This is a genomic window from Caenimonas terrae (assembly GCF_042655405.1).
Lineage (GTDB): Bacteria > Pseudomonadota > Gammaproteobacteria > Burkholderiales > Burkholderiaceae_C > Ramlibacter > Ramlibacter terrae_A.
The window spans coordinates 116,216-138,926 of record NZ_JBHSMF010000010.1; the positions used below are offsets into that span (position 1 = coordinate 116,216).

The window sequence follows — 22,711 nt, forward strand, 5'->3', positions numbered from 1 at the left end:
GCTGCCGGCCGGGCCGTCAGAACGGCCCGCCCTGCAGATCGAACACCCGCTGCACGAACCACCAGGTCGCGATCGCCGCGACGATCAGCGAACCGGCCTTGAGCACGCCGCGCTGGTAGAAGCCGGTCCCGCGCAGCAGGTAGGCCAGCGGCAGGAACACCGCCACGATCGCCAGCTGGCCCACTTCGACGCCGCCGTTGAAGCCCACCAGCGCCAGCACCAGCGCGCCCTGCGGCAGGCCCAGGTCGGCCAGCACCGAGGCGAAGCCGAAGCCGTGGATCAGCCCGAAGGCGAAGGCCATCACCCAGCGCTTCGATTCGATGGTGCCGCGCAGGTTGTTCAGCGCCGCGAACACCACCGACAACGCGATCGCCGATTCCACCAGCCGCGACGGCAGGCTGATGATCTGCAGCGCCGCCAGGCTGAGCGTGATCGAATGCGCCAGCGTGAAGGCCGTGACCACCTTGAGCACTTCCTTGACCGCGCCGCCCAGGCCCGGCGCGCCGGTCCAGCGGCCCTCGCGCCGCACCAGCACCGAGGGCAGCAGCAGCGACAGCAGGAACAGGATGTGGTCGTAGCCGATCCAGATGTGCCAGATGCCGTCGACCAGGTACTGGCGCAGCGTCGGCCAGGCGCCGGCCGATTGCAGCGCCAGGGTCTGTTCGGCCGATTCGGTGCCGAACACCAGCGCCTGCGACGCGGTGCCGCCCGGTGCCACCCATTGCACCAGGCCCCGGTGCGAGGGATCGACGTCGAAGAACAGCGAGTAGTGCAGCTTCAGGCCTGCGTCCAGGCCCGGGCAGCGGGCCACCAGGCTCAGCACCGCATAGGTGCCGTCGCTGTGGTGGTCCAGCTGCAGCGGCGCGGTGGTCTCCCACGGACAGTCCCTGTCGCCGGTGGACAGCTGCAGGTTCTGCGTCGCCACCCGCGTGATGTCGGCGCTGCGCTGGCGCACCTCGCCCCAGGTCAGCTCGCCGTTGGTGTCGCGATCGAGCTGCAGCACGTAGTCCAGGTCGCGCAGCGCGATGTCCCAGCGCGCCGTCACCTCGCTCTTGCCTTCTTCCGCGCGCAGCGTCAGGTAGCTGTCGCTGGGCTTGTGGGCGAGGGCCGCGCCGGCCAGCAGCAGCGCGAACAGGAAGGCGATGCAGCGTTTCATCGCCTGGCTCCCTGGGCCACCAGCTGGGCGGCCAGCTGCGCCAGCCGGGGGTCCTCGTAGCGGCTGCTGCGCAGCCAGTCGAGCGCCGGTTGCGCCGCCTTGGCGTCGCCGGCCGCCAGCGCGGTGCGCATCAGCACTTCGGCATCGCGCGGCTCCTTCTGCACCGCGTAGTTGCGCACCGCCAGCGCCAGCGCCTCCTTGGGTTGCTTCTCCACGTCCAGCTCGAAGCGCGCCGCCTCCTGCTCGTGCAGCCGGTCGCCGCGCTGGGCGGCAGCCTGGAAGCGATCGCGCATCTGGCCGGCCCAGCCGGCCGCGTGCGAATCCTTCAGCGCCGCGCCGGCCAGCGCCAGCCGCAGCAGCAGCACGTCCGAGCGCTCCCAGTCGGCCAGCAGCTTCTCCACTTCCGCCGGCCGGCCGTGCTCCAGCAGGAAGTCCGAATACGCGCCCAGCAGGTACTGGTCGTTGATGCCCAGGGCCAGCGCGGCGCGGAAATGCGTTTCCGCTTCATCGGGCTTCTGCAGCCGCTGCGCCATGTCCGCCAGCCGGGTGAGGGCCCAGACCCGCAGCCCGGGATCGGCGTTCGGCGCGGCCGCCAGCGCGCCCTGCAGCTGCTGCCAGGACGCCAGCAGCTGGCCGGTGGCCGATTGCACATAGGCCATGCAGCCGGTGGCGTATAGCGGCGGGGTCAGCGGCGCCAGCGCCTTGCATTCGGCCAGCGCCTGCGGATAGCGCGCCTGCACCATGTCGATGGCGGAGCGCCAGGCCATCGGCTCGGGGTTGGCCGGATCGATCTTGGAGGCGCGGTCCAAGCTGGCCAGGGCGGCGCCGAAGTCGTGGCTGTACTGCTCGATCAGCCCGCGCAGCAGCCAGTAGCCGGCGTTGTTGTCGGCGGTAGCCAGCAGCGGCGCGATGGTGGCCGAAGCGTAGCCGACGAAGCGCGGGTCGCCCTGCGCCATCGCCAGCTCGAAATAGCGCCGCGCAATCTCCAGCCGCAGCGCGCCGTCGCCGGGCCGCGCGGCCAGCTGCTTGCGCAGCGAGTCGACCCGGCGCACCGCGGGGTCGCTGGCGCCGCCGGGCAGCTTTTCGACCACGACGCTGTCGTCGGCGGGAGTGAAGGGCGCCGCGAGGGCGGGGCCGGCCAGGCCCAGGCACAGCGATGCAGCGGCCGCGAGCCGCATGGAGAACTTCATCGCCTTACTTGGTGCCGAAGATGCGGTCGCCGGCGTCGCCCAGGCCCGGCAGGATGTAGCCGTGCGAGTCGAGCTCGCGGTCGATGGCGGCGGTGTAGATCGGCACGTCGGGATGGGCCTTCTGCAGGGCGGCCACGCCCTCGGGGCAGGTGAGCAGGCAGGCGAACTTGATCGACTTGGGCCGCAGCTCCTTGAGCCGCTCGACCGCGGCGATGGCCGAATTGCCGGTGGCCAGCATCGGGTCCACCACCACGATGTCGCGCTCGTGCATGTCGGCCGGCATCTTGAAGTAGTACTCCACCGCCGTCAGCGTCTTGGGGTCGCGGTAAAGGCCGATGTGGCCGACCCGGGCGCCCGGCACCACGCTGAGCATGCCGTCCAGGATGCCGGTGCCGGCGCGCAGGATGGAGACGAACACCAGCTTCTTGCCGTCGATCACCTTGGCCGTCATCTTCTCCATCGGCGTCTCGATCTCCACCTCCTGCATCGGCATGTCGCGCGTCACTTCATAGGCCATCAGCATGGCCAGTTCGTTGAGCAGGCGCCGGAAGCTGTTGGTGCTGGCCTCCTTCTTGCGCATCAGGGTCAGCTTGTGCTGTACCAGCGGGTGGTCGATGACGTGGACGTTGCTCATTTGGTTTTCCTGACCCTGTATTGTCACCCGGGAGGCGATTGTCATCCCGGCTTGACCTGGGATCCACAGGTCTGCTGGCAATACGTTGCGAGGCGGCCGATGGATTCAGGGACCAGCCCGCAATGACAGCTTTGTTCAGAACACGGTGCCGTCGCTGGCCACCGTCAGCGGCGGCAGCCCCCCGCGCAGGCGCTGGGCGCTGGCCCGGCCGGCGGCCCAGGTGCCGCCTTCCAGCACGCGGGCCAGCGGCAGGTGGTGCTCGTCCTGGCCCAGGTCCTGGCGCACGCGCACCGCCAGTTCGTCCAGCAGGGCGACGGTCAGGGCCCGCCATTCGACGATCAGCTCGTCGCCGGGCTGCCAGACCAGCGCGCGCGCGGATGCTTCCCGGGGCACCAGCACGCCGCTGTCCACCAGCAGGCCGCCGTTGCGGTATTCGGGCAGGCCGGTGAGCGCCTCCAGCCCGCGCACCTGGACGCCGGCCCAGGCGAAGGGCTCCAGCAGCGAATAGGTCAGCCACTGCGACAGCTTGTGGAACGGCACCCAGCCGTCCGAAGCGCCTTCGCCGCGCACGGCGCTGTGGCGCCAGCAGTCGCCCAGCGGCACGCCGCCGATGTTGTTGCCGGCCGGCCAGATGCCCGACAGCGACATCAGCAGCTGCGACAGGATGTCGTGCGCCGTGATGTCGGCGGTGTGCGGCACCTGCGAGCCGTGCGGCGTCACCAGCATGTCGAACAGGCCGCCGGGACGGCCGTCCTCGCCGAACACCTCGGGCTGCTCGGACATCGCTTCGCCCAGGCGCCGCAGCAGCACGGCGCGGCCTTCCAGGCCCACCATCGGGTTGGCCGGCCCGACCTGGAAGGCCGAGGCCAGATGGTCCGTCACCAGCGCCCGCAGGCCGGCCGAATCAGCCTGCAGCGGATGCGACTTGTCGCTGGAAAACAGGCCGCCGGTGAAGGCGTGGAAACTGGCGACCGCCAGGCCCTCGGAGCGGGTGAAGGTCTTGCCGGTGGCCGGTTCCACGTACTTCCAGTCGGAGCCGGCGCCGGCATCGAGCAGCACGCTGACGACGGTCAGGTCGATCATCGATTCGGCCCGCGACGCCGGGTCCATGCCTTCGAGCAGGCGGTCGAGCTGCGCCTTGCGGTCCATGCCGCCGGCCTCGAAGTGGCGCCAGCGGCTGTGGAACGGGATGTGCAGCCTGGGATAGCGCTCCTTGGTGGCGGCCGTCACCGCGTGCGCCGCGTCGGCCAGCTTGCCGTCGTCGACGGTCCACCATCGGGATTCGCCGCGGCGCGCCCGCGCCAGCAGCTGGCCGCAACGCTCGCGCACGGCGGCGGTGGTGCGCAGGATGTCGGCCGCGTGCTCGGCCTGTGCGTGGGTGACGGCGTCGCTCATGATTTCAGTTCCCGGCCCTTGGCCTTCTTCAGTTCGTCGGCATCGGGCACCGGGCCCGGCGTGAAATAGCCGGCCGCCTTCTTGGCGTCCATCTCCACCTTGGCGTCCTCGGGGATCAGGGCGTCCGGGATGTTGACCCGCGTGCCGATCTCGATGCCCGAGCCGGTGATGGCGTCGAACTTCATGTTGCTCATGGAGACCAGGCGGTGGATCTTGGTGATGCCCAGCCAGTGCAGCACGTCGGGCATCAGCTCCTGGAAGCGCATGTCCTGCACGCCCGCGACGCATTCGGTGCGGGCGAAGTAGTTGTCGGCGGTGTCGCCGCCGACCTGGCGCTTGCGGGCGTTGTAGACCAGGAACTTGGTCACCTCGCCCAGCGCCCGGCCTTCCTTGCGCGAATAGGCCACCAGGCCGACGCCGCCGCGCTGCGCGCCCTGGATGCATTCCTCGATCGCGTGGGTCAGGTACGGCCGGCAGGTGCAGATGTCGGAGCCGAACACGTCCGAGCCGTTGCATTCGTCGTGCACCCGCGCCGTCAGCTCCACCGAGGGATCGGCCAGGTCGCGCGGCTTGCCGAAGATGTACAGCGTCTGCCCGCCGATCGGCGGCAGGAACACCTCCAGGTCGCTGCGCGTCACCAGCTCCGGGTACATGCCGCCGGTCTCCTCGAACAGCACGCGGCGCAGGTCGGCCTCGCTGCAGCCGAAGCGCCTGGCCACGCCCGGCAGGTACCAGACCGGCTCGATCGCCACCTTGGTCACCATGGCGGCGCCGCCGGCGGTGAGGAACTTGCCGTCGGCCTGCAGGCGCCCGCTTTGCAGCGCCTCGATCACCTCCGGCAGGATCACGTGGGCCTGGGTGACGGCGATGGTGGGGCGGATGTCGTAGCCGGCTGCCAGCTCGCCGGCGAACACCTCGGCGACGGTGGCGCCCCAGGGGTCGAGGCTGACGATCTTGCCGGCGTCGGTCCACTGCGGATAGGGACCGATGACGTCGGTCGGCGAGGTGTTGGTCAGGTCCGCCTTGTGGTCGCGCGACAGCGCACCGGCGGCGACCGCCAGCGCCCGGTACACGCTGTAGGAGCCGCTGTGCGTGCCGATCACGTTGCGGTGCATGCGGGTGGTGGTGGTGCCGACCACCGGCCCGCGCTCGGCCGGCGTGGCCGCGCCCCACTGGATGGGCAGGGCGCCGTAACCGCTGCTGTGCGAGGTCAGGCGGATGTGGCGGGGCGCGGGGACTTCAACTGGCATGGGCTGGCCCTCAAAGCAGGCAATGTAGCATCGAGCTTGCCAGCGGCAATGCCCGCGCCCCTGTCATCCCTTCCTGCGGTTGACGGCATTCAATGGCACATGTCGCGTCCGGGTCCCGGCTCGGGGCCGGGATGACGATGCCCGCGCGAAGGTCAGCGCTTCCTGCTGCCCATGATGCCGCCCAGCACGCCGCGGATGATCTCGCGGCCGACGCTGCTGCCGATGGTGCGGACGGCGGAGCGCGCCATGCTTTCGGCCAGCCCTTCGTGCTTGCCGCCGCGCGGGCCGGTGCTGCCGAACAGGATGTCCGACAGGCCGCCCAGCACGCCGGCGCCGGCCGGCGCCGGCGCGGCTGCCGTGCCGCCAACGGTGCCGGCAGGCGCGGGCTCGGAGCCCCCACCGCCATTGCCCGCAGGGGCCCGCGCCTGGGCGGAAGCCACCCGGCCCTTGAGCTTCTCGTAGGCCGAGTCGCGGTCGATGGTCTTCTCGTAGGCGCCGGCCACCACCGAGCCCTGGATCAACGCGGCGCGCTGCGCCGGCGTGATCGGCCCGAGCTGGCTGCCGGGCGGCAGCACGAACACCCGCTCCGTCACGCTGGGCCGGCCCTTGGCATCCAGCAGGCTCACAAGCGCCTCGCCCACGGCCAGCTCGGTGATCGCCTGCTCGATGTCCAGCCCGGGCTTTTGCCGCATGGTTTCGGCCGTGGCCTTGACCGCCTTCTGGTCGCGCGGCGTGTACGCGCGCAGGGCGTGCTGCACGCGGTTGCCCAGCTGGGCCAGCACCGTGTCCGGAATGTCCAGCGGGTTCTGCGTCACGAAATAGACGCCCACGCCCTTGGAGCGCACCAGCCGCACCACCAGCTCGATGCGCTCGATCAGCGCCTTGGGGGCGTCGGTGAACAGCAGGTGCGCCTCGTCGAAGAAGAACACCAGCTTGGGTTGCTCGGGGTCGCCGATCTCGGGCAGCTGCTCGAACAGCTCCGACAGCATCCACAGCAGGAAGGTGGCGTACAGGCGCGGCGAGTTCATCAGCTTGTCGGCCGCCAGCACGTTGACGATGCCCTGGCCGTCGACCGTCTGCATGAAGTCCTGGATGTTGAGCATCGGCTCGCCGAAGAACTTCTCGCCGCCCTGCGTCTCGATCTGCAGCAGGCCGCGCTGGATGATGCCGATGCTGGCGGCGCTGATGTTGCCGTACTCGGTGGTGAAGGTGCTGGCGTTGTCGCCCACGTGCTGCAGCATCGCGCGCAGGTCCTTCAGGTCCAGCAGCAGCAGGCCCTGGTCGTCGGCCACCTTGAACACCAGGTTGAGGACGCCGGCCTGGGTCTCGTTGAGGTTCAGCATGCGGGCCAGCAGCAGCGGCCCCATGTCGGAGACGGTGGCGCGCACCGGGTGGCCCTGTTCGCCGAACACGTCCCACAGCGTCACCGGGCAGGGGGCCGGCCGCGGCATCGGCAGGCCGCGCTCCTTGACGATGTCGGCCAGCTTGCCGGCGATGGTGCCGGCCTGGCTGATGCCGGTCAGGTCGCCCTTGACGTCGGCCATGAACACCGGCACCCCGATCCGGGAGAAATTCTCCGCCATCGTCTGCAGCGTCACGGTCTTGCCGGTGCCGGTGGCGCCGGTGATCAGTCCGTGCCGGTTGGCCAGTTGCGGCAGCAGGAAGCACTCGGTGGCGCCATTCTTGGCGATCAGGATCGGTTCGGCCATCGTCGCTCCTAGTGGAAAAAGTAAAATCGCCCCCAGGATTAAATCAGGACAAAAGGTGGTGCTTCGTGGCTGGACACAGTAAATGGGCCAATATCCAACACCGCAAGGGGCGCCAGGACGAAAAGCGCGGCAAGGTGTGGACCCGCGTCATTCGCGAGATCATGGTGGCGGCGCGCCTGGGCGGCGGCGACCTGGGCACCAACCCGCGGCTGCGGCTGGCGGTTGAAAAGGCCAAGGCGGCCAACCTGCCGATCGAGACCGTCAAGCGCAACATCGACAAGGCCACCGGCAACCTCGAGGGAGCGCACTACGAGGAGATCCGCTACGAGGGCTACGGCATCGGCGGCGCCGCAATCATCGTGGACACCATGACGGACAACAAGGTGCGCACGGTGGCCGATGTGCGCCATGCCTTCAGCAAGTACGGCGGCAGCATGGGCACCGCCGGCTCGGTGGCCTTCCAGTTCAAGCACTGCGGCCAGCTGATCTTCGCCCCCGGCACCAGCGAGGACAAGGTGATGGAGGTGGCGCTGGAGGCGGGCGCCGAGGACGTGATCACGGACGAGGACGGCGCCATCGAGGTGCTCACCGCCTATCCCGATTTCGAGGCCGTCAAGAACGCGCTGGAGGCCGCCGGCCTGAAGCCCGAGATCGCCGAGGTCACCATGCGTCCCGAGAACACCATCGAGCTGGCCGGCGAAGACGCCGCCAGGATGCGCAAGCTGCTGGACGTGCTGGAAGACCTGGACGACGTGCAGGACGTGTTCCACAACGCCGCCATCGAAGGGGGCGCCTGAATGCGGGCCAGGCGGTTGGCCGGCAGGCGCATGTGCCCGCTGCCCGCAAGATGCTCCTGATGGTGCTTGCGTCATTGCGTTTCTAATCGGCCATGCCTCCCTTTTCATCTTTTTCCGGATCTAGCCCTTGAAAGTTCTCGTTATCGGCGGCGGCGGCCGCGAACACGCCCTGGCGTGGAAGCTGGCCCAGTCGCAGAAGCTGCAGGCCGTCTACGTCGCGCCCGGCAACGGCGGTACCGCGCTGGACGCCCGGCTGGAAAACATTCCGCTCACCGACGTGGTGGCCCTGCGCAAGTGGGCCCAGCAGGAAAAGGTGGCGCTGACCGTGGTCGGCCCCGAGCAGCCGCTGGCCGCCGGCGTGGTGGACGAATTCCGCGCCCACGGGCTGCGCATCTTCGGCCCGACCAAAGCCGCGGCGCAGCTGGAAAGCTCCAAGGCCTTCTCCAAGGCCTTCATGAAGCGCCATGGCATTCCGACGGCGGAGTACGAAAGCTTCTCCGATCCCGCCGCGGCGCATGCCTATGTGGAGCGCAAGGGGGCGCCGATCGTGGTCAAGGCCGACGGCCTGGCCGCGGGCAAGGGCGTGGTGGTCGCGCTGACCGCGCAGGAAGCGCACGAGGCCATCGACTTCATGCTGGGCGACAACCAGGCCGGCGTCAGCCACAACGAGGGCGGCGCCCGGGTGGTGATCGAGGAGTTCCTCGCCGGCGAGGAAGCCAGCTTCATCGTCATGTGCGACGGCAAGAACGTCACCGCACTGGCCACCAGCCAGGACCACAAGCGCCTGCTCGATGGCGACCACGGCCCCAACACCGGCGGGATGGGCGCGTATTCGCCGGCGCCGGTGGTCACGCCCGAGGTCCACGCCCGCGCCATGCGCGAGGTGATCCTGCCCACCATCAAGGGCATGGAAGCGGACGGCATCCCGTACACCGGCTTCCTCTATGCCGGCCTGATGATCTCGCCGGAGGGCGCGATCAAGACGCTGGAATTCAACTGCCGGATGGGCGACCCGGAGACGCAGCCGATCATGATGCGCCTGAAGACCGAGCTGCTGGACGTGATGATGGCCGCCACGTCCGGCGCGCTGGACCAGGTGGAACTGCAGTGGGACCGCCGCACCGCGCTCGGCGTGGTGATGGCCGCCGCCGGCTATCCGGCCCATCCGCGCAAGGGCGACGTCATCACCGGCCTGCCGCGGGAAGCCGAGGACGCGATGGTGTTCCATGCGGGCACCCAGCAGCGCGACGGCGCCATCCTGACTTCGGGCGGCCGGGTGCTGTGCGTGACGGCGCTGGCCGATTCGGTCAAGGCCGCCCAGCAGCGTGCCTACGAGGTGGCCGAGCAGATCCGCTTCGACGGCGCGCAGTACCGCCGCGACATCGGCTACCGCGCGCTGCGCAACCCGGGATGAGCGATGTGACGCAAGGCTCGCAGGTGGCGCTGGTGCGGGACTACCTGCTCGGCCTGCAGCAGCGGATCATGGCGGCCGTCGCCGCGGCGGACGGCAGGCAGCCGCTCAGCGACGCCTGGCGCAAGGCCCCGGGCGAGCCGCTGCAGGGCAGCGGCATCACCATGATCCTGGAAGACGGCGCGGTGTTCGAGCGCGCCGGCTGCGGCTTCTCGCACGTCACCGGGCCGAAGCTGCCCGGCTCCGCCACCCAGCACCGGCCGGCGCTGGCCGGTGCGCCGTTCGAGGCGCTGGGCGTCTCGCTGGTGTTCCATCCGCGCAATCCGTATGCGCCGACGGTGCACATGAACGTGCGGATGCTGTCGGCCACGCCGCAAGGAGGCGAGCCGGTGGCCTGGTTCGGCGGCGGCATGGACCTGACGCCCTATTACGGCTTCGAGGAGGACGCGGTGCATTTCCACCGCAGCTGCCGCGATGCGCTGGCGCCGTTCGGCGCCGACAAGTACCCGCGCTTCAAGGCCTGGTGCGACGAGTACTTCTGCCTCAGGCACCGCGGCGAGCAGCGCGGCATCGGCGGCATCTTCTTCGACGACTATTCCGAGGGCGGCTTCGAGCCGGGCTTCGCCATGCTGCGCGCGGTCGGCGACGCCTTCCTGCCGGCCTACCTGCCGATCCTGGCGCGGCGCCAGGGCATGCCCAGCGGCGAGCGCGAGCGCGCCCACCAGCTGGCTCGGCGCGGTCGCTACGTGGAGTTCAACCTGGTGTGGGACCGCGGCACCCATTTCGGCCTGCAGTCGGGCGGCCGCACCGAGTCGATCCTGATGTCGATGCCGCCGCTGGCCAGCTGGGCCTATCGGCGCGAGCCGGCTCCCGGGACACCGGAACACGACCTGGTCAGCAGGTTCCTGGTTCCCCGGGAGTGGATTTGAAGCCGGCGCGCATCGGCATGTTCGGCGGCGCCTTCGACCCGCCGCACCTGGGCCACGTGGCGCTGGCGCGGGCGGCGGTGCAGCAGCTCGGGCTGGACCAGCTGCGGGTGTTCCCGACCGGCCAGGCCTGGCACAAGGCGCGCGAGCTCTCGCCGCCGGAGCACCGGCTGGCGATGGCGCGGCTGGCCTTCGCCGACGTGCCGCACACGATGGTGGACGGCCGCGAGCTGCAGCGCGCCGGGCCGACCTACACCATCGACACGCTGCGCGAGCTGCAGCGCGAGTTCCCGCAGGCGCAGCTGCTGCTGGTGATCGGCGCCGACCAGGCCGAGTCGCTCCACAGCTGGCGCGACAGCGCCGAAATCGCCCGGATCGCTACTATTTCAATAGCTGCCAGGGCGCGCCCGACAACGGATGCGCCGCCGTTCGACGCCTCCAGCCTGCCGCCCGGCCGGCGCGAATCGGTGGAGCTGCCGCCGATGCCGGTGAGTTCGACCGAGGTCCGGCGGCTGGCCGGCGCCGGGCAGGACATCACCGCTCTGGTTCCCGCGCCGGTTGCGCGCTATATTGCCCAACATCACCTTTACCCCACCAACTGATGACCCAAGACGCCGCCTCCGCAAAAAAAGATACGCAAAAACTCCAGCGGGCCATCGTCGATGGCCTGGAAGACGTGAAGGCGCAGGACATCCAGGTATTCAACACCGAGCACCTCTCGCCGCTGTTCGAGCGGGTAATCGTGGCCTCGGGCACCAGCAACCGACAGACCAAGGCGCTGGCCGCCAGCGTGCGCGATGCGGTGCGCGAGGCGGGCTTCACCAAGCCGCGCATCGAGGGCGAGGAGAACGGCGAGTGGATCATCGTGGACTGCGGCGCCGCCGTCGCCCACATCATGCAGCCCGCCATCCGCCAGTATTACCACCTGGAAGAGATCTGGGGCGACAAGCCGGTGCGGCTGAAGTTCGGCGCGCCCAAGCCGGCCGAGGCCTCCGAGCCGGCGCCGAAGGTGCCGGCCAAGAAGGCCGGCAAGAAGGTCGCCGATGGCGAAATGACCTCGCTGCGTCGCAGCAGCGCGGCCAAGACCGCGGTGAAGGCCGCCGAGCGGGAGGCCAAGGAAGAAAAGGCCCGCGCCACGCCGGCCCGCAAGGGCGGCGCCCGCACCACGGTAGGCCGCACCCGGGCCCAGCCGGCCGGCAAGAGCGCCGCGCGCAGCGGCAGCAGCAAGCCGACGCTGAAGGTGGTGGGCAAGCCGGCGGCCAAGAAGGCGCCGGCCAAGAAGGCCGCGAGCAGGGCACCCAGCCGCGGCAGATGAAGCTGTACGTCGTCGCAGTCGGCCAGCGGGTGCCCGACTGGGCGCAGACGGCCTGGGACGATTACGCCAAGCGCTTTCCGCCGGAGCTGAAGGTCGAACTCAAGGCCGTCAAGACCGAGCCGCGCGCCTCCAAGACGCTGGAGAGCATCTACGCCGCCGAGCGCGAGCGCATCGAGGCGGCGATCCCGAAGGGCACGCACATCGTCGCGCTGGACGAGCGCGGCACTGCGCTCACCACCATGGCGCTGGCCGCCAAGCTCCAGGACTGGCAGCTGGCCAGCGACGACGTGGCGCTGGTGATCGGCGGCCCGGACGGGCTCGATCCGGCCTTCCGCAAGGCGGCCCACGAGCGCATCCGACTGTCGGACCTGACCCTGCCGCACGCCATGGTGCGGGTGCTGCTGGTGGAGCAGCTCTATCGCGCCTGGTCGATCAATGCCAACCATCCGTACCATCGTGAGTGAAGAACTGGTTTGTCATGCCGGGCTCGACCCGGCATCCAGACGCTCCGGCGATGCGGCCTGTCCGGCGGCCTGTGGATCCCGGGTCAAGCCCGGGATGACGGTTTCCTGATGGCACCGGCCTTCATCTACCTTGCCTCCCAGAGCCCGCGCCGGCGCCAGCTGCTGGAGCAGCTCGGCGTGCGCTACGAGTTGCTGCTGCCCGATGCCGGCGAGGACAGCGAATCGCTCGAGCAGGTGCTGCCGGGCGAGGCGCCGGCGCGCTACGTGCGCCGCGTCACCGGCCTGAAGCTCGACGCCGCGCTGCAGCGGCTGCAGCGCCGCCGGCTGCCGCCGGCGCCGATCCTGTGCTCGGACACCACGGTGGCCCTGGGCCGCACCATCTACGGCAAGCCGCAGGACGACGCCGACGCCCGCCGGATGCTGCGCGAACTGGCCGGCCGGACCCACCGGGTGCTGACCGCGGTGGCGGTCGCCGGCGGCCGGCGCCGGCTGGAGGCGCTGAGCGATTCGCGCGTGACCTTCGCGCCGCTGAGCGCGGCGCAGATCGCCGCGTACGTGGCCGGCGGCGAGCCGGCCGGCAAGGCCGGCGCCTACGGCGTGCAGGGCCGCGCCGCCGCCTTCATCCCCAGGATCAGCGGCTCCTACTCTGGCATCATGGGATTGCCCATGCACGAGACGGCGCAGCTGCTTCGTGCCTTCGGATTCAAAACCTAGTCAGTCGGGGACAGGGCGCACGGCCGGGTCCCGCAAGCCATCAATACAGTCATGCAGCAGGACATCCTGATCAACTGGTCGCCGCAGGAGACGCGGGTGGCGATCGTCGAGAACGGCGCGGTGCAGGAACTGCACGTGGAGCGCACGCTGGAACGCGGCCTGGTGGGCAACGTCTACCTGGGCAAGGTGGCGCGGGTGCTGCCCGGCATGCAGTCGGCCTTCATCGACATCGGGCTGGAGCGGGCGGCGTTCCTGCACGTGGCCGACGTCTGGCACCGCCAGCCCGAGGGCGAACCGCCCGGCTTCGTGCGCAACAGCCAGCCGCAGGTGCCGATCGAGAAGCAGGTGTTCGAGGGCCAGGCGCTGATGGTGCAGGTGATCAAGGACCCGATCGGCACCAAGGGCGCGCGCCTGTCCACCCAGATCAGCATTGCCGGCCGCCTGCTGGTCTTTCTGCCGCAGGACGACCACGTGGGCGTGTCGCAGAAGATCCCGTCCGACCAGCGCGACGCGCTGCGCTCCCGCCTGCAGGGCCTGGTGGGGGCCGCCGGCGGCGGCTTCATCCTGCGCACCAACGGCGAGGACGCCACCGATTCCGAGCTGGCCGACGACATCGCCTACCTGCGCAAGACCTGGGCCCGCATCGGCGACGCCGCCAAGCGGCTGCCGCCGACGTCGCTGCTGCACCAGGACCTGAACCTGCTGCAGCGGGTGCTGCGCGACCTGGTGAGCGAGGAGACGCAGGCCATCCGGCTCGACTCCAAGGAGCAGTTCGCGATGCTGCAGGACTTCGCCCGCGAGTTCATGCCGTCGGCGGCCGAGCGGCTCGCCCTGTACAAGGGCGAGCGGCCGATCTTCGACCTGTTCTCGATCGACGAGGAGATCGCCAAGGCGCTGGGCAAGCGGGTGGACCTGAAGTCCGGCGGCTACCTGATCGTCGACCAGACCGAGGCGCTGACCACGGTGGACGTGAACACCGGCGGCTTCGTCGGCGCCCGCAATTTCGACGACACCATCTTCAAGACCAACCTGGAGGCGGCGCAGGCGATCGCCCGCCAGCTGCGGCTGCGCAACCTGGGCGGCATCATCATCGTGGACTTCATCGACATGGGGCGCGAGGACCACCGGGACGCGGTGCTGGCGGAATTCCGCAAGCAGCTGGCGCGCGACCGGGTCAAGACCATGGCCGGCGGCTTCTCCCAGCTCGGGCTGGTGGAGATGACCCGCAAGCGCACCCGCGAGTCGCTGGCCCACATGCTGTGCGAGCCCTGCGAGTGCTGCCAGGGCAAGGGCACGGTCAAGACCGCGCGCAGCGTCTGCTACGACATCCTGCGCGAGATCCTGCGCGAGGCGCGCCAGTTCAACCCGCGCGAATACCGCATCGTGGCCTCGCCCAAGGTGGTCGAGCTGTTCCTGGACGAGGAAAGCCAGCACCTGGCCGGCCTGTCGGACTTCATCGGCAAGGCGATCTCGCTGCAGGCCGAAAGCGCGATGGGCCAGGAACAGTACGACATCGTGCTGCTCTGACCGACGATGCGCCGGCCCATTCCCATCCTGACCTACCACCAGGTCGACGCGCCGCCGGACAAGGGCGTGCCGTACCGCAGCCTGGTGGTGTCGCCGGCGGCGTTCGCGCGGCAGATGGCGATGCTCAGGATGCTGGGCTACCGCGGCCTGTGCATGTCGGCGCTGGAGCCCTACCTGCGCGGCGACAAGAAGGGCAGGGTGGTGGGCATCACGCTGGACGACGGCTACGTCAACAACCTGCAGCACGCGCTGCCGGTGCTGCGCCGGCACGGCTTTTCCGCGACCTGCTACGTGGTCAGCGGCCAGATGGGCGGCAGCAACGTGTGGGACCGCGACAAGGGCATCCCGGCCCGGCCGCTGATGGACGCGGCGCAGCTCAAGGCCTGGGTGGCGGGCGGGCAGGAGGTGGGCGCGCATACCCGCAACCACGTGGACCTGGTCCGCGCCGGGGACACCGAGGCGTTCGACGAGATCGTCGGCTGCAAGCGCGAGCTCGAGCACCGGGTGGAGGCGCCGGTGCGGCACTTCTGCTATCCCTACGGCGCGCACGAGACCAAGCATGCCGCGATGGCCAAGGCGGTGGGCTACCGCACGGCGACCACCACGCAGCGCTCGCGCGCCCGGGCCGGCGACGACCTGTTCGAGCTGCCGCGGGTGCCGGTGCTGCGCACGACCTCGCTGCCGCTGCTGTGGCTGAAGATCGCGACCGGCTACGAAGACCGGAAGCGGCGATGAGCGAGCCTGGTGCCAGGCTGCGCATCGCGGTGCTGAACCGGGTGTTCAGCGGCAGCGGCGGCGGGGCCGAAAGCTATTCGATCCGGCTGGTGGAGCAGCTGGCGGCGCGCCACGAGATCCACGTGTTCGCCCAGGTGATCGGCCACCAGTGGCCGGGCGTGACGTACCACCTCGTCTCCAGCCCGCTGCGCCGGCCGCGCTGGGTCAACCAGCTCTGGTACGCGGTCGCCACCTGGTGGGCGACGCGGCGCGGGTTCGACGTGGTTCACTCGCACGAGAACGGCTGGCAGGGCCGGGTGCAGACCATCCACGTCAAGCCGGTGCGCCACAACCTGCTGGCCGGGCTGCAGGGCTGGCGGCGCGCGCTGCGCTGGCTGAAGATCGCCAGCAGCCCGCGCCTGCTGACCTACATCTGGCTGGAAGGGGCGCGCTTCCGGCCGCGGCCCGGGCGCCAGGTGGTGCTGACCTCCTCGACGCTGCGCGCCGACGCGATGGCCGCCTATCCGCATGCGATCGGCGCGATGTCCATCGTCACGCCCGGGGTTGCGATGCCCGAGGGCAGCTGGGACCGGGCCGCGGCCCGGCGCCACCTGGGGCTGCCTGCCTCCGGCCGGCTGCTGCTGTTCGTGGCCAACGATTTCGCCCGCAAGGGCCTGACGACGCTGCTGGCGGCGCTCGTGATGCTGCCGCGCGACGTGCAGCTGGCGGTGGTGGGCCACACCCGCCAGGCCCAGCGCTTTCGCGACCTGGCCGCCGCGGCCGGCGTGGAGAAGCGGGTGCATTTCCTGGGCGCGCTGGACGGGGTGGAGCAGGCCTACCGCGCCGCCGACGTGCTGGTGCATCCGACGCTGGACGACACCTTCGCGATGGTGGTGCTGGAGGGGCTGGCGCACGGCCTGCCGGTGGTGGTCAGCGGGCCGGCGCAGTGCGGCATCTCCACGCTGCTGCGCGACGGCAAGGACGCCTTGCTGCTGACCGATCCGCAGGATTCCAAGGAGCTGGTCGGCACGCTGCAGCGCCTGCTGTCCGACCAGGCGCTGCAGCAGCGGCTGTCCGCCAACGGCCGCGCCTTCGCCCGGGCCCACAGCTGGGAGCACGCGGCGGCGCAGTACGAACGGCTGTACCGCAAGAGCCTGGTGTGAAGCCGTACAAGAATCTCAGCGGCAAGTCCGGCGTCGTCGCCTATGCCGTCGGTGGCGATTACGTCGACGTGAAGTTCCGCGGCAGGGACGAGGTGTACCGCTACAGCGAGCGCAGCGCCGGCAAGGACAACGTCGCGGCCATGAAGGTCTACGCCGTCAACGGTCGCGGCCTGAGCACCTTCATCTCGAAGGCCCAGCCGGCGCACGAGCGCTGAGGCATTCGCGCGGTTAAGCGATGACTGTCATGCCGGGCCTGACCCGGCATCCGGACGCCGGCCTCAAGCCACCAGCTTGAAGTGCTTGCGGCTGAAGTCCAGCCCGGTGAGCTTTTCCAGCTTCATCGAGAGCCGGTACTTGCGCTCCTTGCGCGTCAACCGGTAGTCGGGATTGAAGACGATCTCCTGCTCGGCCTGGGTCGCGATCCAGCGCGCCATCGCGGCCGGATGGGTGCCCTGGAACGGCGTCACGGCCTGCGGATCGAAATCCGCATAGTCGATCTGCATCACCTGCGAGCCGGCCCAGTACTTGGCCACCTGGTCCAGCTTGGCCTGCATCTGTTCGGCCTTGCGCACCCAGCCGTAGTGGTAGATGTGGGCCTGCGCCAGCGCCGCGTGCGGGTTGCGCGGCCGCTTGTGGCTGCTGGTCACCAGCCAGTACTGGCCGTCGGGCGCGTAGCTGCGGATGGTGTTGCGGATCAGCCGGCACTCGCGCCGGTACCAGCCCGGGCTGACCGAGACGTACTGCGGCGTGCCGTAGAAATGCAGGTAGTCGAACACCAGTGCCTCCACCGCCGGGTTGCCGTGGTGCCGCTCGACGCTGGCGCGGATGGCGGCCAGCTCCGCCTCGTGCACGCACTCGTCGCCCTCCAGGTAGAACGCCCAGTCGCCGGTGCAGGCGTACTGCGCGATCATCTTCTGCTGCGCGTAGACGAAGCCGCGGTCGCCCATCTTGTCGTTCCACACCGTCTCGATGATCCGGATCTTCGGGTCGCCGATGGCGCGCACCCGCTCCAGCGTGTCGTCCTCGCTGCGGCCGACGGCCACCACGAATTCGTCCACCAGCGGCAGCAGCGAGCGGATCGATTCGACGAAGGGAAAGCCCAGCATCACGCCGTTGCGGATGAAGGTGAAGCCGCTGATCGAGACGCGGCTCATGCGAGCGTGCCCTCCTGCGTGCTGTCCAGGTCGCTGGACACCGCCAGGTTGTACAGGCGGGCGTAGTGGCCGTTGCGGCGCAGCAGGGCGGCGTGCGAGCCTTCCTCGACGATCCGCCCGTTGCCCATCACCAGGATGCGGTCGGCGTGCTCGATGGTGGACAGCCGGTGCGCGATGATCAGGGTGGTGCGGCCGGCCATCAGGCGCTGCAGCGCGCCCTTGACGGCCTGCTCGGATTCGGCGTCCAGCGCCGAGGTCGCTTCGTCCAGCACCACGACCGGCGCGTCCTTGTACAGGGCACGGGCGATCGCCAGCCGCTGGCGCTGGCCACCGGACAGCTGGGTGGCGTTGTGGCCCACCACGGTGTCGATGCCCAGCGGCAGCGCCGCGACATGGTCGGCCAGGTTGGCCGCCTCCAGCGCGCGCTGCACCCGCTCGCGGTCCATCGGCAGGCCGAGCGCGACGTTGCCGGCGATGCTGTCGTTGAACATCACCACGTCCTGGCTGACGAAGGAGAACTGCCGGCGCAGCGCGCCCAGCTTCCACTCGCGCAGTTCCACGCCGTCCAGCGTGATGCGGCCGCCGGTCGGCTCGATGAAGCGGGGCAGCAGGTTCACCAGCGTGGTCTTGCCCGAGCCGGAGCTGCCGACCAGCGCCACCGTCTGGCCCGGCTCGACCCGCAGGCTGATGCCGTCCAGCGCCTCCCGGCTGGCGCCGGCATAGCGCACCGAGACCTGCTCCAGCACCAGCTCGCCGCGGGCATGCGCGACGTCGTGCGTCCCCTCCGGCTCGGAGCGGGTCTGGTCGATCAGGTCCAGTCCGCGTTCCACCGCCGCCAGCCCGCGGGTGATCGGTCCGGCCGATTCCGACAGGTGCTTGATCGGCGCCACCAGCATCAGCATCGCCGTCACGAAGGAAGCGAAGCCGCCCACCGTGATGCCGCTGGTGGAGCTTTGCCACAGCGCGGTGCAGATCACCGCCGACAGCGCGGCGGCCGCCAGCATCTGGGTCAGCGGCGTCATCGCCGAGGCGGCGACCGTGGACTTCATCGCCAGCCGGCGCAGCTCGTGGCTGAGCCGGGCGAAGCGCTCGCCCTGGGCCCGCTGCGCCTCGTGCAGCCGCACCACCCGGTGCGCCAGCACGTTTTCCTCCACCACGTAGGCCAGCCGGTCGGTCGCCTCCTGGCTGGCCTGGGTGATGCGGTGCAGCCGGCGCGACAGCACCTTCATCACCAGCGCCACGCCGGGGAAGATCACCAGCACGATCAGCGTCAGCTTCCAGTTGATCCACAGCAGGTAGGCCATCAGCGCCACCAGCGTCAGCGAATCCTTGATCAGCGACAGCATCGCGTTGACCAGCAGCATGGTGCCGGTCTGCACCTCGTAGACCACCGTGTTGGACAGCGAGCTGGCCGAGGTCTGGCCGAACAGCGTCATCGGCGCGTCCAGCAGCCGTTCGAACAGGCGGGTGCGCAGCGACACCATGGCCTGGTTGGCCATGTAGGCCAGGCTGTACTGCGCGACGAAGCCGGCGACGCCGCGCACCGCGAACAGGCCCATCAGCACCACCGGCACCAGCCACAGGCTGAGCGACCCGCCCTGGAAGCCGCGGTCCAGCAGCGGCTTCATCAGCGCCGGGATCATCGGCTCGGTCACCGCCGCGACGATGGTCGCCACCAGCACCGCCGGCAGCGCCCAGCGGGTGCCGCGGAAATAGGGGAAGAAGCGCACCAGCCGCGGCCAGACCCTGCGGGCCGCCGCCGTCGCCTGGCCGTCGGCCTCGTTCATGCCGCCGGCTCCGCCGCCGGCGTCATCCGCCCGAGCGCCAGCAGAACCCCCAGCAGCAGGCAGAAATAGTCGCCGATCAGGGCGTCGTACAGCGTGCTGTTGAACAGGGACACCACCGCCAGGATCGTGACCAGCGAGTAGATCGCGCGCCGGATCTCGGTGCGCAGGGGGGCAGCGTCGCGCACCAGCGCATAGCCGAAGGCCAGCAGCAGCACGATGCCGCCCAGGCCCAGGTGGACGCCCCAGAGCAGGTATTCCTGGTGCGGGTTGTGGGCCGTGGCATACATCGGGGCGTTTCCGTTGCGCTCCAGCCGGGCGTAGACGTAGCGCCAGCTGCCGATGCCGTGGCCGATCAGGGGTTTCTCCGCGATCGCCTGCAGCGCGCGGTGCCAGAGGTTCAGGCGGGTGCCCGAGGAGGTCGGCACCGGGTCGCCGTCGGCATAGGCCAGCGATTCGGTGATCACCGCCGAGGTCCGGTCGCGGAAATGCGCCGAGCCGGCCATCACCCCGGCCACCAGCAGCAGCGGCGCCAGCAGGGCGAGCGAACGCCGGCGGCCGGGAACCGCCCAGCCCAGCGCCATGGTCAGCGCCACCACCAGCGCCACCTGGGCGCTGCGGCCCGGCAGCAGAAGCAGCACGTTCACCACGGCCAGCAGCACCAGGCCCAGCGCCAGCTTCGGGCCGTGGCGGCCCGGAAATTCAGCGCGCAGGTACCAGGCCAGCGACGCCAGGCCGACGGTCATGATGGACTGGTCCAGGTAGCTGGAGAACACCGTCGCCACGTACAGGCGCACCTCCAGCGGCTTGACCACCCAGGGCAGGTGCAGGCCGGCGCTCAGGAGATAGGAGCTCAGGAGCACGAAGCATTCCACCGCGACGTACGATCCCAGCGCGATCACCGCCTCGCGCCGGCTGCGCAGCAGCATCAGCGGCATCGGGATCAGCAGCAGCTTGCTGTACTTGTTGAGGTCGCGCAGCGCCTCGGGCAGCGGCGCCGGCGTGTAGGCCAGGCTCAGGGCCAGCAGCACCAGCATCGCGCCGATCCAGAACGGCGTGCGCAGCCGCTGCAAGCCTTGCAGCGCCTCGCGCCGCAGCGCCGGCCGGGCCAGCGCGTACAGGACGAACAGCAGCATCAGCACCTTGGCGATGTTGGCCGCTGCCAGCGAGAACGGCAGCATGGCGGCGGTCAGGTACACGGGCCAGGGCCGGACGCTTTCCCAACTGATTCTTTTCGACACGCAAGGCCCACTCTGGTTCACACAACTGGCGATTATCTCAGCAGCGCGGGCCGTTCCGGCCGGCCGCCCCGGGCGTCTTCCATAATGCCTGCCAACCCATGTCCCTGTCCGTCATCGTCATCACCCGCAACGAAGCAACCAACCTGCAGGCCTGCCTGCAGTCCGTGGCGTTCGCCGACGAGGTGGTGGTGGTGGACAACGCCAGCACCGACGGCACCGCCGACATCGCGCGCGCCTGCGGGGCCAGGGTGCTGGAAACCGCCGACTGGCCCGGCTTCGGGCCGCAGAAGAACCGGGCGCTGGCGCTGGCCACCTGCGACTGGGTGCTGTCGCTGGACGCCGACGAGCGCGTGACGCCGGAACTGGGCGCCCAGATCCGGGCCGCGATGGCCGCCACCGATGTATCAGCTTATGATATTCCGCGGCTGACCCGTTTTTGCGGCCAGTGGATCCGCCATTGCGGCTGGACGCCGGACCGGGTGCTGCGCCTGTTCCGGCGCGGCCAGGCCAGGTTCACCGACGATCTCGTTCATGAAAGAGTTGTGACGGAACTCCCGGCCCGCAAAGGGCGTCTGACAAGTCCATTGCTGCACGATAGCTATCCCACCCCGGCGCATTACTGGCGCAAGCTCGAGGCCTACAGCCAGGCCTGGGCCCGCCAGCACCATGCGCGCGGCCGCCGCACCTCGATGGCGCGGGCCGGCGCCGCCGGCGTGGCGGCCTTCGTGCGCAGCTACCTGCTGCGGCTGGGCTTCCTCGACGGCGCCATGGGGTTCGCCGTGTGTACGATGCAGGCCCAAGCCGCTTTCGGCAAATACTTCGCCCTTTATTGCCTGAACCGACAAGATGAACCTGATGCACGACCCGGCCACCCTCCCGCCTGAATTCCGCCGCCGCGCCCTGCTGGCCGGCCTGCTGGCCGCACCGCTGCTGGCGCACGCGCAGTTCCGCGTCGAAGTGACCGGCGTCGGCCTGACCCAGCTGCCGATCGCCATCGCGCCGTTTCGCGGCGACGAGCAGGCGCCCCAGAAGATCGCCGCCATCGTGCAGGCCGACCTCGAGCGCAGCGGCCAGTTCCGCGCGATCGACCACAGCGGCGCGGCGCTGGACGAAAGCAGCCGGCCCGACATGGCGCCGTGGCGCCAGAAGGGCGCCGACTCGCTGGCCGCCGGCAGCGTCAGCCGGCTGGCCGACGGCCGCTATGACGTGCGCTTTCGCCTGTGGGACGTGGTGCGCGCGCAGGAGCTGGGCGTGCTCGGCCTGGTGGTCACGCAGGGCGACCTGCGGCTGGCGGCGCACCGGATCGCCGATTTCATCTACGAGAAGCTCACCGGCGAGAAGGGCGTGTTCTCCACCCGCATCGCCTACGTCACCAAGCAGGGCACGCGCTTCAACCTGTGGGTGGCGGACGCCGACGGCGAGAACGCGCAGTCGGCCCTGGCCAGCGCCGAACCCATCATCTCGCCGTCCTGGTCGCCCAACGGCCGCCAGGTCGCGTATGTGTCCTTCGAGTCGCGCAAGCCGGTGGTCTACGTGCACGAGGTGTACGGCGGCAAGCGGCGGCTGATCGCCAACTTCCGCGGCTCCAACAGCGCGCCCTCGTGGGCGCCCGACGGCCGCACGCTGGCCGTCACGCTCAGCCGCGACGGCGGCTCCCAGCTCTACACCATCGACGCCAACGGCGGCGAGCCGCGCCGGCTCACGCAGTCCTCGGGCATCGACACCGAGCCGGTGTATGCGCCGGACGGCCGCAGCATCTACTTCGTCAGCGACCGCGGCGGCGCGCCGCAGATCTACCGCATGCCCGCCAGCGGCGGCACGCCCGAGCGCGTCACCTTTACGGGGAGTTACAACATATCCCCGGCCATCAGCCCGGACGGCCGGTGGCTTGCGTACATTTCCCGCATCAACGGCGCCTTCAAACTGCAGGTGATGGAGCTGGGCGGCAATGCGGTGAACACGATCACGGACACCACGGCGGACGAGCGTCCCAGCTTCGCGCCCAACGGCCGCCTGATCGTGTACGCGACCCGGCAGAACGGGCGCGAAGCCCTCATGACCACCACGCTCGATGGCAAGATCAAGGCCAGGCTGGCCGGCCAGGGCGGCGATATCCGCGAACCCGACTGGGGTCCGTTCCAGAAGTGATTTGTCCTATCAGGAGGTT

The 22,711-nt window shown here is 70.0% G+C and carries 22 protein-coding genes; 13 read left to right on the forward strand and 9 right to left on the reverse strand.

Going from position 1 to position 22,711, the window contains the following annotated elements:
* Positions 1–16: 16 nt before the first annotated feature.
* The 6 genes from ACFPOE_RS19785 to ACFPOE_RS19810 all read right to left on the reverse strand — a co-directional run bounded on the left by ACFPOE_RS19785 (position 17) and on the right by ACFPOE_RS19810 (position 7,334).
* Positions 17–1,156 carry a HupE/UreJ family protein gene (locus tag ACFPOE_RS19785; RefSeq protein ID WP_376852043.1) on the reverse strand — a complete coding sequence of 380 codons (1,140 nt, stop codon included), beginning with the start codon at positions 1,154–1,156 and terminating at the stop codon, positions 17–19.
* Positions 1,153–2,346, reverse strand: coding sequence for a tetratricopeptide repeat protein (locus tag ACFPOE_RS19790; RefSeq protein ID WP_376852044.1), 1,194 nt, complete (start codon positions 2,344–2,346; stop codon positions 1,153–1,155). Before ACFPOE_RS19790 ends, ACFPOE_RS19785 begins: the two co-directional genes overlap by 4 nt.
* A gap of 4 nt (positions 2,347–2,350) precedes the next feature.
* Positions 2,351–2,980, reverse strand: a complete 630-nt coding sequence (upp, locus tag ACFPOE_RS19795) for a uracil phosphoribosyltransferase (protein ID WP_376852045.1) — start codon at positions 2,978–2,980, stop codon at positions 2,351–2,353.
* 135 nt (positions 2,981–3,115) lie between these two features.
* Entirely contained in the window at positions 3,116–4,375 is a 1,260-nt protein-coding gene (locus ACFPOE_RS19800) for a URC4/urg3 family protein (RefSeq protein ID WP_376852046.1), read from the reverse strand.
* On the reverse strand, positions 4,372–5,625 hold the full coding sequence (locus ACFPOE_RS19805; RefSeq protein ID WP_376852047.1) for a GTP cyclohydrolase II: 1,254 nt from the start codon (positions 5,623–5,625) through the stop codon (positions 4,372–4,374). Before ACFPOE_RS19805 ends, ACFPOE_RS19800 begins: the two co-directional genes overlap by 4 nt.
* Before the next feature lie 152 nt (positions 5,626–5,777).
* A complete protein-coding gene (locus ACFPOE_RS19810; RefSeq protein ID WP_376852048.1) occupies positions 5,778–7,334 on the reverse strand; it encodes a helicase HerA-like domain-containing protein in 1,557 nt (518 codons plus the stop codon).
* Positions 7,335–7,399: 65 nt separating this feature from the next.
* Here ACFPOE_RS19810 and ACFPOE_RS19815 point away from each other — a divergent pair, with 65 nt between their 5' ends.
* The 11 genes from ACFPOE_RS19815 to ACFPOE_RS19865 all read left to right on the forward strand — a co-directional run bounded on the left by ACFPOE_RS19815 (position 7,400) and on the right by ACFPOE_RS19865 (position 16,580).
* Positions 7,400–8,131: a YebC/PmpR family DNA-binding transcriptional regulator gene (locus tag ACFPOE_RS19815; protein WP_376852049.1), complete on the forward strand. Its 732-nt coding sequence runs from the start codon at positions 7,400–7,402 to the stop codon at positions 8,129–8,131.
* Positions 8,132–8,258: 127 nt separating this feature from the next.
* Positions 8,259–9,545, forward strand: a complete 1,287-nt coding sequence (gene purD, locus ACFPOE_RS19820; protein ID WP_376852050.1) for a phosphoribosylamine--glycine ligase — start codon at positions 8,259–8,261, stop codon at positions 9,543–9,545.
* Positions 9,542–10,471, forward strand: coding sequence for an oxygen-dependent coproporphyrinogen oxidase (gene hemF / locus ACFPOE_RS19825; RefSeq protein WP_376852051.1), 930 nt, complete (start codon positions 9,542–9,544; stop codon positions 10,469–10,471). The genes purD and hemF overlap by 4 nt, the downstream gene beginning before the upstream one ends.
* A 17-nt stretch (positions 10,472–10,488) precedes the next feature.
* Positions 10,489–11,070, forward strand: coding sequence for a nicotinate (nicotinamide) nucleotide adenylyltransferase (gene nadD, locus ACFPOE_RS19830; protein ID WP_376852457.1), 582 nt, complete (start codon positions 10,489–10,491; stop codon positions 11,068–11,070).
* Positions 11,070–11,783, forward strand: coding sequence for a ribosome silencing factor (rsfS, locus tag ACFPOE_RS19835; RefSeq protein WP_376852052.1), 714 nt, complete (start codon positions 11,070–11,072; stop codon positions 11,781–11,783). Before nadD ends, rsfS begins: the two co-directional genes overlap by 1 nt.
* Positions 11,780–12,247, forward strand: coding sequence for a 23S rRNA (pseudouridine(1915)-N(3))-methyltransferase RlmH (gene rlmH / locus ACFPOE_RS19840; protein ID WP_376852053.1), 468 nt, complete (start codon positions 11,780–11,782; stop codon positions 12,245–12,247). Before rsfS ends, rlmH begins: the two co-directional genes overlap by 4 nt.
* Positions 12,248–12,355: 108 nt before the next feature.
* On the forward strand, positions 12,356–12,961 hold the full coding sequence (locus tag ACFPOE_RS19845; protein ID WP_376852054.1) for a Maf family protein: 606 nt from the start codon (positions 12,356–12,358) through the stop codon (positions 12,959–12,961).
* A gap of 51 nt (positions 12,962–13,012) precedes the next feature.
* On the forward strand, positions 13,013–14,488 hold the full coding sequence (gene rng / locus ACFPOE_RS19850) for a ribonuclease G (RefSeq protein ID WP_376852055.1): 1,476 nt from the start codon (positions 13,013–13,015) through the stop codon (positions 14,486–14,488).
* Between the two features lie 6 nt (positions 14,489–14,494).
* Positions 14,495–15,223: a polysaccharide deacetylase family protein gene (locus tag ACFPOE_RS19855; protein ID WP_376852056.1), complete on the forward strand. Its 729-nt coding sequence runs from the start codon at positions 14,495–14,497 to the stop codon at positions 15,221–15,223.
* On the forward strand, positions 15,220–16,365 hold the full coding sequence (locus ACFPOE_RS19860) for a glycosyltransferase family 4 protein (protein ID WP_376852057.1): 1,146 nt from the start codon (positions 15,220–15,222) through the stop codon (positions 16,363–16,365). Before ACFPOE_RS19855 ends, ACFPOE_RS19860 begins: the two co-directional genes overlap by 4 nt.
* On the forward strand, positions 16,362–16,580 hold the full coding sequence (locus tag ACFPOE_RS19865; RefSeq protein WP_376852058.1) for a hypothetical protein: 219 nt from the start codon (positions 16,362–16,364) through the stop codon (positions 16,578–16,580). The genes ACFPOE_RS19860 and ACFPOE_RS19865 overlap by 4 nt, the downstream gene beginning before the upstream one ends.
* Positions 16,581–16,643: 63 nt before the next feature.
* On the opposite strand, the gene ACFPOE_RS19870 is transcribed toward ACFPOE_RS19865, so the two are convergent.
* From ACFPOE_RS19870 to ACFPOE_RS19880, 3 genes are read right to left on the reverse strand one after another with little or no spacing between them, the layout of a single operon-like run.
* Positions 16,644–17,519 carry a glycosyltransferase family protein gene (locus ACFPOE_RS19870; protein ID WP_376852059.1) on the reverse strand — a complete coding sequence of 292 codons (876 nt, stop codon included), beginning with the start codon at positions 17,517–17,519 and terminating at the stop codon, positions 16,644–16,646.
* The gene (msbA, locus tag ACFPOE_RS19875; protein WP_376852060.1) at positions 17,516–19,306 is read right to left on the reverse strand and encodes a lipid A export permease/ATP-binding protein MsbA; all 1,791 of its coding nucleotides are present in this window, start codon (positions 19,304–19,306) and stop codon (positions 17,516–17,518) included. The genes ACFPOE_RS19870 and msbA overlap by 4 nt, the downstream gene beginning before the upstream one ends.
* On the reverse strand, positions 19,303–20,502 hold the full coding sequence (locus tag ACFPOE_RS19880; RefSeq protein ID WP_376852061.1) for an O-antigen ligase family protein: 1,200 nt from the start codon (positions 20,500–20,502) through the stop codon (positions 19,303–19,305). Before ACFPOE_RS19880 ends, msbA begins: the two co-directional genes overlap by 4 nt.
* Before the next feature lie 140 nt (positions 20,503–20,642).
* Here ACFPOE_RS19880 and ACFPOE_RS19885 point away from each other — a divergent pair, with 140 nt between their 5' ends.
* Complete coding sequence (locus ACFPOE_RS19885) at positions 20,643–21,428, forward strand: glycosyltransferase family 2 protein (RefSeq protein ID WP_376852062.1); 786 nt, start codon at positions 20,643–20,645, stop codon at positions 21,426–21,428.
* Positions 21,391–22,692 (forward strand): Tol-Pal system beta propeller repeat protein TolB, encoded by a 1,302-nt coding sequence (tolB, locus tag ACFPOE_RS19890; protein ID WP_376852063.1) that lies wholly within the window; start codon positions 21,391–21,393, stop codon positions 22,690–22,692. Before ACFPOE_RS19885 ends, tolB begins: the two co-directional genes overlap by 38 nt.
* Positions 22,693–22,711: the final 19 nt, after the last annotated feature.